6 protein-coding genes and 2 rRNA genes are annotated in these 7,438 nt (G+C 54.9%); all 8 read right to left on the minus strand.

Features of this window, described 5'->3' with window-relative positions:
* Positions 1-27: 27 nt before the first annotated feature.
* Positions 28-1,089, minus strand: a complete 1,062-nt coding sequence (locus F560_RS0112650) for an AGE family epimerase/isomerase (protein ID WP_019006105.1) — start codon at positions 1,087-1,089, stop codon at positions 28-30.
* Positions 1,090-1,125: 36 nt separating this feature from the next.
* Positions 1,126-2,010 (minus strand): carbohydrate ABC transporter permease, encoded by an 885-nt coding sequence (locus F560_RS0112655; RefSeq protein WP_019006106.1) that lies wholly within the window; start codon positions 2,008-2,010, stop codon positions 1,126-1,128.
* On the minus strand, positions 2,010-2,882 hold the full coding sequence (locus F560_RS0112660) for a carbohydrate ABC transporter permease (RefSeq protein ID WP_051088328.1): 873 nt from the start codon (positions 2,880-2,882) through the stop codon (positions 2,010-2,012). Before F560_RS0112660 ends, F560_RS0112655 begins: the two co-directional genes overlap by 1 nt.
* Before the next feature lie 121 nt (positions 2,883-3,003).
* Entirely contained in the window at positions 3,004-4,338 is a 1,335-nt protein-coding gene (locus tag F560_RS0112665) for an ABC transporter substrate-binding protein (protein ID WP_019006108.1), read from the minus strand.
* 168 nt (positions 4,339-4,506) lie between these two features.
* Positions 4,507-5,640 (minus strand): mandelate racemase/muconate lactonizing enzyme family protein, encoded by a 1,134-nt coding sequence (locus F560_RS0112670; protein WP_245554843.1) that lies wholly within the window; start codon positions 5,638-5,640, stop codon positions 4,507-4,509.
* Between the two features lie 191 nt (positions 5,641-5,831).
* Positions 5,832-6,764 carry an ROK family protein gene (locus F560_RS0112675; protein ID WP_019006110.1) on the minus strand — a complete coding sequence of 311 codons (933 nt, stop codon included), beginning with the start codon at positions 6,762-6,764 and terminating at the stop codon, positions 5,832-5,834.
* Positions 6,765-7,145: 381 nt separating this feature from the next.
* Positions 7,146-7,262 (minus strand): 5S ribosomal RNA (gene rrf / locus F560_RS0112680).
* A gap of 66 nt (positions 7,263-7,328) precedes the next feature.
* A 23S ribosomal RNA gene (locus tag F560_RS0112685) occupies positions 7,329-7,438 on the minus strand; the annotation flags it as partial.

Consider the following 7,438-nt stretch of genomic DNA (forward strand, 5'->3'; position numbering starts at 1 on the left):
TCACTATCCTATCTGATCGCTTGCGATTCAGAGACCGGACTCGAAAGCCATATTCGCAACCATGCCGGCGAATCCCGCGGCTTTGCGGAACGTCGTCGTCACCGGCGTTCGATCCGGGTCCGGGTTCCCGATTGTCGGCCGGAACCTCGCCACGCCGCGTTCCGCCAAGTCTGCCGCCGCCTCTTCGAAACGGGCCCGGCCAAGCTGCCGCACGTTCGGATCGCAGCTGCGCCAGAAGGCCAGGTAAAGCTCCCAGCCATTGCTCCAGTCGCGGGTCCACCAAGGCGCCTCCGTCGCTTCCGACGGCGGCTGTTTGATCGCCTCGAGCATCGTATCCATCGCTTCCGCCGATACTTTCTCCCAGCGCTCGCGCATGGCTTCGTCAAGCAGCGGCAGCGCCGAATGAGCGAGACCGACGATCGTCGCCTGGTAAAGCACGCTGTTGCCCATCACGACGGAGCCGTCCCAGTTCTCGATGTAAGGCCACCATCCCGGTTCGTTTTTGCCGAAGCGATCGGCCAGATGACGGAAGATTTGCCGGACTTTCTCCAGATAAACGGGATTGCCGGACAGCTCGTAGGCTCTGCCGAACGTATGCGCCGCGTACATATTGCCGTTCAGCACGTCGAAACGTTCGCCGGGACGCTTCAGGATGACGGCCGGATTGTGCGATGCAACCTGCGTCAGCAAATACTCGACCGCATGAATCAAGCTCTCTTTGGCCGTCTCGCTGCCGGTCGCCCGATGAACATAATAGAGGCTGTCGGCAATGGCGCCCACTTCCGCAATGTCGACGACCTCCGGTTCGCCTTTCTTCACATAGAACGGCTGTCCGAATCCGCCGCTCGGCAGTTGGCGTCTTCTCACTTCCCGAACGAGCGCTTTGGCGATGTCCAGCCCTTCTTCGTTTCCGTTCAGCTTTCCCTCGCATGCGTAGAAGGCGGCAACCGCCCCCGTCGTGCAGCAGCTGGCCCGATCGCCGAGCTCGTCGTCGTACATATACAGTTCGCCCGTCTGCGCATCCTGTCTCAGAAGACCGTCGAAATAGGGCTTCATGGCGGCGACGATGCGCGAAGAGAACGATATCATGATTCGATCATCTCCCGTTGCGTGAGTCGCAAAAGTTTATTTGGAGCCCGTCATCGTAATGCCTTGAATAAACACTTTCTGGACGAAGAAATACAGAATGATGATCGGAAAGGCGAACAAAGCCGATGCCGCCATCAGCATCCCCCATTCGACGTTGTATTCGCCGATGAACGCTTTCAAGCCGACGGACAGCGTCCATTTGATCGGATCGTTCAAATAAATCAGCGGCATCTGGTAATCCTTCCAAGAGTTCAAAAAGACCAGCAGGCCCACGGTGAACACGGCCGGAATCGACAGCGGCAAAATCATTTGCCAGTAAATTCTGAATTCCGACGCCCCGTCCATTTTGGCCGACTCCGTAATTTCCTGCGGAATTCCCATGAAGAACTGTCTGAGCAAAAAGATATAGTACGCCGCGCCGAAAAAGGCGGGAAGAATCAATGGCCAGTACGTGTTGACCAAATTCAACTTGTTGTAGAGCACGTAAAGCGGCACCATCGTGGACTGCGCCGGCAGCATAATCGTCCCCATCATGACCATAAACAGGACGTTGCGTCCCTTGAAGGGAATGCGGGCCAATCCGTATGCGGTCAAGGGGGCGGCAATGAGTTCGCCCAGCACGCACATCAACGAGACGAACAGCGTATTCAGCGTGTATCGCAAAAAAGGGATTGCCTTTACGGCATTCGAATAGTTCTCCCAGTAAAATTTTTTAGGCCACCAGACGAACGGCACGGCGAAAATTTCATCGATCGATTTGACCGAAGTCAGGAGCAGATAAGCGAACGGGCCCAGGAAGAAGACGCCGGCCAGACAAAGAACCAGATGTTTGCCGAACGAGCGAGCGATCCTTTTCGCGGCTTTGCTCCGTTTCCTGCCCGGCGTTTTCAGGCTTCCCGTCGCAGTCGAAGGGCCGGACATTACTTTTCACCTCCATAGTAAACCCAGCGCGCGGATGTCCTGAAGATCAAAAGCGTGAAGAACATGACAACCAGGAACAGCATCCAGGCCATCGCGGAAGCGTATCCCATATTCAGGAAGGAAAAGGCTTGCTGATAAAGATAGATCGAATAGAACAGCAGCGAATTTTCGGGCCCGCCGGTCGACTGCGTCGCTTCGGCGAACACGAGGCCTTCGGTGAAATACTGAAAGGAAGAGATCAGCATCATAATCAATTGGAACAGCGTCATCGGGGAGATGGAAGGAAAGGTGATCGTCCAGAACTGCCTCCACTTGCTCGCCCCGTCGATTTCGGCCGCTTCGTAGAACATTTTCGGTACGTCCTGGAGCGCCGCCAAGTACATGACGGTGATCGTCCCGGTGCCCCAAAAGCCCATCAGAACGAGCGAAGGCTTCGTCCAATCCGGATCGACCAGCCAGTTCGGACCCGTAATCCCGATGGCGCTAAGTCCCATGTTGATCAAGCCGTACTGGGAATTTAACAGCCACATCCACAGCAGCGATCCCGCAACGGCGGGAACGAGCGTCGGCAAAAAATAAATCGTCCGGTACAGGCTCTGTCCCTTCACTTTGGCGTTCAGGAGCAGGGCCATGACCAGAGCGTACGCCATATGCGGCACGACGCCGACTACCGTAATGTACAGGGTGTTGTACATCGACAAATAAAACTTGTCGTCCTGAAACAATTTCTTATAGTTGCCGAACCCTACCCATTCGGGTGCGGTGAACAGGTTGTAATCCGTCATGCTGTAATAAAACGAAGCCAGAATAGGGTAGAGCTGAAATAGGAAAAACCCGATGATCCACGGACTCGTAAATAAAAGTCCCGTCATGAGCGTTTTCCGGCTTCGTCTGCGGATTCCGATCGCATTCTCGTTGCGGACCGCTTTCGCCAACCGTGCCGCCTCCTTCCTTCAAGTCTAAGCGGGCCGATGGAAACGGCCCGCTTCGCAGCTATTTTTTGTCGGCCAACGGTTGTATCTTCTTCGCCACGTTGTCCATGGCCTCTTGCGGAGACAAGGTGCCTTTGAGCGCTTTCTCCGTCTCTTCCGTCAACGCCTGCAAGTACTCGTTGATGTAGGGGCTGTTCGGGAAGCCGTTCAAATTCTCGCTCTTCGCTCGTTCATAGAACGGCCACATCGTTTTGTTCGAATCGACATAGAGTCGGTCGTCGCTCAGCGCGGCCGTAAGGGTCGGAATCACGTGGGCATCCAGCGAATATTGCACTTGCGTGTCCGTCTGCATCAGGTATTGGATGAATTCCCATGCTTCGTCTTTGTGCTTGGCTTTGGCCGGGATGAAGACGGCGCGCGGGCTGACCATCCCCGAGCCCTTCAGATCCGGACGATCCGCCGGGTAAGGGAAAGGAGCGACGCCGATCGGTCCGTCTTCTCCCCGCTCGGGCATAAAGTTATACTCCCAGCCGATGTACATGGCGAGCTGGCCGGTCAGAAGCGGATCCTGCGGCGTACCGCGTTTGCCCATGCCTGACTTGAATTTGTCGATCTGGTTTTGTCCGAACTCCTCGTAGAAGGAACGTTGGTACGCGATGGCCTTCACGTTCGCTTCCGCGTTCGGCGTCACTCGGCCCGTAGCCTCGTCGATCCAGGAGCCTCCGAAGATGATGGGCCAGAACACGTTGTCGATCCACGGGTAGTCCGGTATGAATCCGATCTGGGTGATGTTGCCGTCGGCATCCTTTTTCGTCAGCTTTTTCGCGTATTCGAACAGCTCCTCCAGCGTTTCCGGCGGCTTCGTGATTCCCGCTTCCTCGAAGTCGGCCTTGTTGTACATCAGCGAGCTCGCCATGCTCATCGTAAACGGCATCGCGTAAACCTTGCCGTTGATTTTCATCCGTTCCATCGCCGCGGGAATGACCGCATTGACGTCGAAGCCGGATTGGGCTATTTTTTCCGTCAGATCAAGAACGGCGCCGGCGTCCGCCCAAGGACCGATATTGTTCCAATAGGTCAGCAGCACATCGGGGGCCGCACCTCCGGAGATGGCCGTCAATTGTTTCGTCGGATCCTGGTTGCCGAGCATTTTGACCGTAATGCGGTCCTGGCTTTTGTTAAAGTTGTCGACAAGCGCGGTAATCGGCCCCGCGTCCGCGTCGGAGTACGTCGTCCAGAAGGAAATCTCCACTTTTTCCTGAGGTTTCGCGCCGGAGCTTGCGCTCGGGCTTCCGCTTGCAGGGTTTGCGGCATCGTTATTCGATCCGCAACCGGCCAGCAGAGAAAGAGCGACAACGGTCGAGCTAATGAACGCCAACGTTTTTTTTCTGAGCATTGTTTTCCTTGACGCCTCCCTTAATGGTCATCTTTCGTGAAAACAAAGACTTGGCAACGCAGTCCTGTATAGCGAATCGCACCACCTCCCAATCGAAATCCACCGTCCGAAACAAGAAAAATTTCTCTTTTGTCTAAATTTAAATATGGATAATTTCTTCAATTTTAGCTAAAAAAATTTGGCAGTTCCTTTCGAACGATACTTTTCGACCTTTTCCATCGCGATCTCGCAGCCGATTCCGGGCTTATCAGGCAATGTGACTTCTCCCTCGTTGATGATCGGTCCGGCGCCAACCGGATCGTCCTCCAGAAACAGCGGCCCGTTTAAATCGACCGGCGGCGCGATCCGCAAATACTGAAACAGATGCGCGCTGGCGGTCAATCCGAGCCTGGACTCCGTCAGACCTCCGCCAAGAAGATCCAATCCGGCTTCTCTCGCGATTTCCCCGCACCGCTTCGCCCCGGACAAGCCGCCCATCTTCGTAAGCTTGATGACGACGAAATCGCATGCTTCCGCCCGAATGGCCTGGATCAGATCGCCCGCCGTCCAGATGCTCTCGTCAAGCGCGATGGGGATGGACGTTTTCCTGCGAAGCTCCGCATGCCCGTGCAGATCGTTGGCCTTCAGCGGCTGCTCGAGCACGTCGACGCCGATTCGCTCCATTTGTTTCGAGATCCGAACCGCTTGCTGCAGCGAGTAAGCCTGGTTCGCGTCGGCACGGAGGAACAAGTCCGGCGCTGCGCCTCTCACCGCTTCCAATACGGCCAAATCCTTATTCGCATCCAGTCCCAGTTTGACATCGACGCCCCGATAACCTTTGAACCTGGCTTCCGACGCGTTTCGTTCCGCTTCTGCCGGATCGAAGGTGCTGATTAGATACGAAAGTCTGGTCGAGGCATGGAAACCGGTGAACCACATATCGGCCAACCGCTGACCGTTCGCCGACCCGATCAAGTCGTGCAGCGCCATATCCACCGCCGCCTTGGCGATCGGCTGACCCGCTTCCCCCTTGATTTCCTTGTTCATCCGGGCGTGAACGGTTTGAAGATCGGTTGCGGCAATCCCCAGCAAAACGGGCTTCAAATAGATTTCGATAGTGGTCACGACCGACTCCAACGTCTCATAGCTCCATCGGGGGCTCGGTCTGGCCTCTCCCCAGCCTTCCGCGCCGTTATCGGCCGTTATTCTTACGTATACATGCGGAGCTCCCCGGCTCTTTTCTCCGACGGTTCCGCCCGAGACGGCAAAGTTTCGCTTCATCGGCAGCGTCAAAGGAAAGACCTCTACGTTAGATATTCTCACACTTTTCACCGCCTATTTTGGCTTCGCCCGTGCTTAATAACACCATTTTATACGAAGAAAACGGAAAAATCTTTATTCTTATGATTTAAAGACAAATTATTCTCCTGAAAAGCACTTTTTTAACAATAGAAACGTAACTTTATCTTACACAAATTCGAGTAAGCGCTTTAAATTTTGCGGGGACAAACCGTTCAGCTTTGCATCCAAACAAGTTTCGCCGCGCCGATCATTCCGGCCATATGGCCCAGTTCGGCCGGCACGATGGGCAATTCGGGCTCATCTGCAAATCCGTGCAGCGTAAGCCGGCGAACATGGTTCCGTATTCTCTCGAACAGGAAATCTCCTTGAGCCGTTATCGCTCCCCCAATGACGATCGCGGTTGGGTTGAAGTGGTGGATGAGATTGGCCGTACCGATCGCGATGTTTTCCGCGTAACGGTCGACAATTTCAACGGCCTTCGCAACGCCGTTGCGCGCCGCAGCGAAAACGTCTTCGGGCGAACGGGACCATTCGGCTCCATCCGCCATCTCTGCGGTCATTCGCTTTAATGCCGTAACGGAGGCGTATTGCTCCCAACAGCCCTTCTGACCGCAAGTGCAGGGGTGACCTCCTACCGCGATCGTTTGATGCCCGTAGGCTCCCGCATATCCGTTTCTTCCGCGATACGGTTTGCCGCCCGTAATCAAACATCCTCCGACGCCCGTACCCAGAGCCAGGCATATAAAATCGTCCCGGTTGCGTCCTGCCCCTAACCAGAGCTCTCCCAATGCAACCGCATTCACGTCGTTGTCCACGAAAATAGGCAAGGAAACGCTGCCCTGCAATTCGTCCCGAATCGACGTACCTTGCCAGCCGGGCAAATTCCCCGTCGCGCTGCCAACGACGCCTTGAAGGTTTACGTACCCCGCTGTACCGATTCCGATCCCTGCGAGATCCAGATGCAGCTTCGCTGCCGTGCGTTCGTAACCGTGCACAATCCGTGCGATTTTGGCAAGGAGGTCATTCTTGCCGCTGCCGGCTTCGGTCGGCGTGGATTGGCGTTCCCAGATTTGCCCGGACGATCCAACGAGACCGCTTTTGATGTAAGTGCCGCCGATATCGATGCCAATTGCAACCTTATGCATAAAAGCCCTCCTGGCCGCTTGCTCACATCTTTTTCCTGTCTGCATCATATCACAAGTATTAAAAATAAAACAATACTCCTTTTTTTATTTATTTTTGTGAAGGTTTTTTCCGTCTTAAAGAAAATAAAATCGGTACGGTCAAGATCGGATCGCCCCCCAAAATTATCGATTGGCGGGACCTGACATCGCCCGCCCTGTCTCCAACAGAGACGCTTTTGTCGATGCGCGTCTGCGCACGGATTTTGCCACTGCAGGCATTCCAGTTACAGCGGAGCTTGGCTTCTCCCCCGACCGCAATCTTATCGGCTCAACGATGCTCTCTCTAAGCATGCCGGCAAAAACAAAAAAGAAGCATCCCAAAGAGATGCTTCTTGCTGTTCGACCTGGCAGCGTCCTACTCTCCCGGGACCCTTCGGTCCAAGTACCATCGGCGCTGGAGGGCTTAACGGTCGTGTTCGGGATGGGTACGCGTGGTTCCCCTCCGCCATTGCCACCAGATCATTTATCTTTCAAGGCTTACACCTTGATAACCGGATACGAAACGATGCGCTGTTGTCGTTGCTTTAGGATAAGCCCTCGACCGATTAGTACTCGTCAGCTCCACGCGTTGCCGCGCTTCCACCCCGAGCCTATCAACCTGGTGTTCTTCCAGGGGTCTTACGTATTGGGAAATC

It is taken from the genome of Cohnella laeviribosi DSM 21336, from assembly GCF_000378425.1.
Taxonomy (GTDB): Bacteria; Bacillota; Bacilli; order Paenibacillales; family Paenibacillaceae; genus Cohnella; species Cohnella laeviribosi.

What these genes read in the sequence shown, in the direction of transcription:
- F560_RS0112650 (WP_019006105.1), bottom strand. Translation starts at nt 1,089, where the DNA reads ATGATATCGTTCTCTTCGCGCATCGTCGCCGCCATGAAGCCCTATTTC.
- F560_RS0112655 (WP_019006106.1), bottom strand. Translation starts at nt 2,010, where the DNA reads ATGTCCGGCCCTTCGACTGCGACGGGAAGCCTGAAAACGCCGGGCAGG.
- F560_RS0112660 (WP_051088328.1), bottom strand. Translation starts at nt 2,882, where the DNA reads ATGACGGGACTTTTATTTACGAGTCCGTGGATCATCGGGTTTTTCCTA.
- F560_RS0112665 (WP_019006108.1), bottom strand. Translation starts at nt 4,338, where the DNA reads ATGCTCAGAAAAAAAACGTTGGCGTTCATTAGCTCGACCGTTGTCGCT.
- F560_RS0112675 (WP_019006110.1), bottom strand. Translation starts at nt 6,764, where the DNA reads ATGCATAAGGTTGCAATTGGCATCGATATCGGCGGCACTTACATCAAA.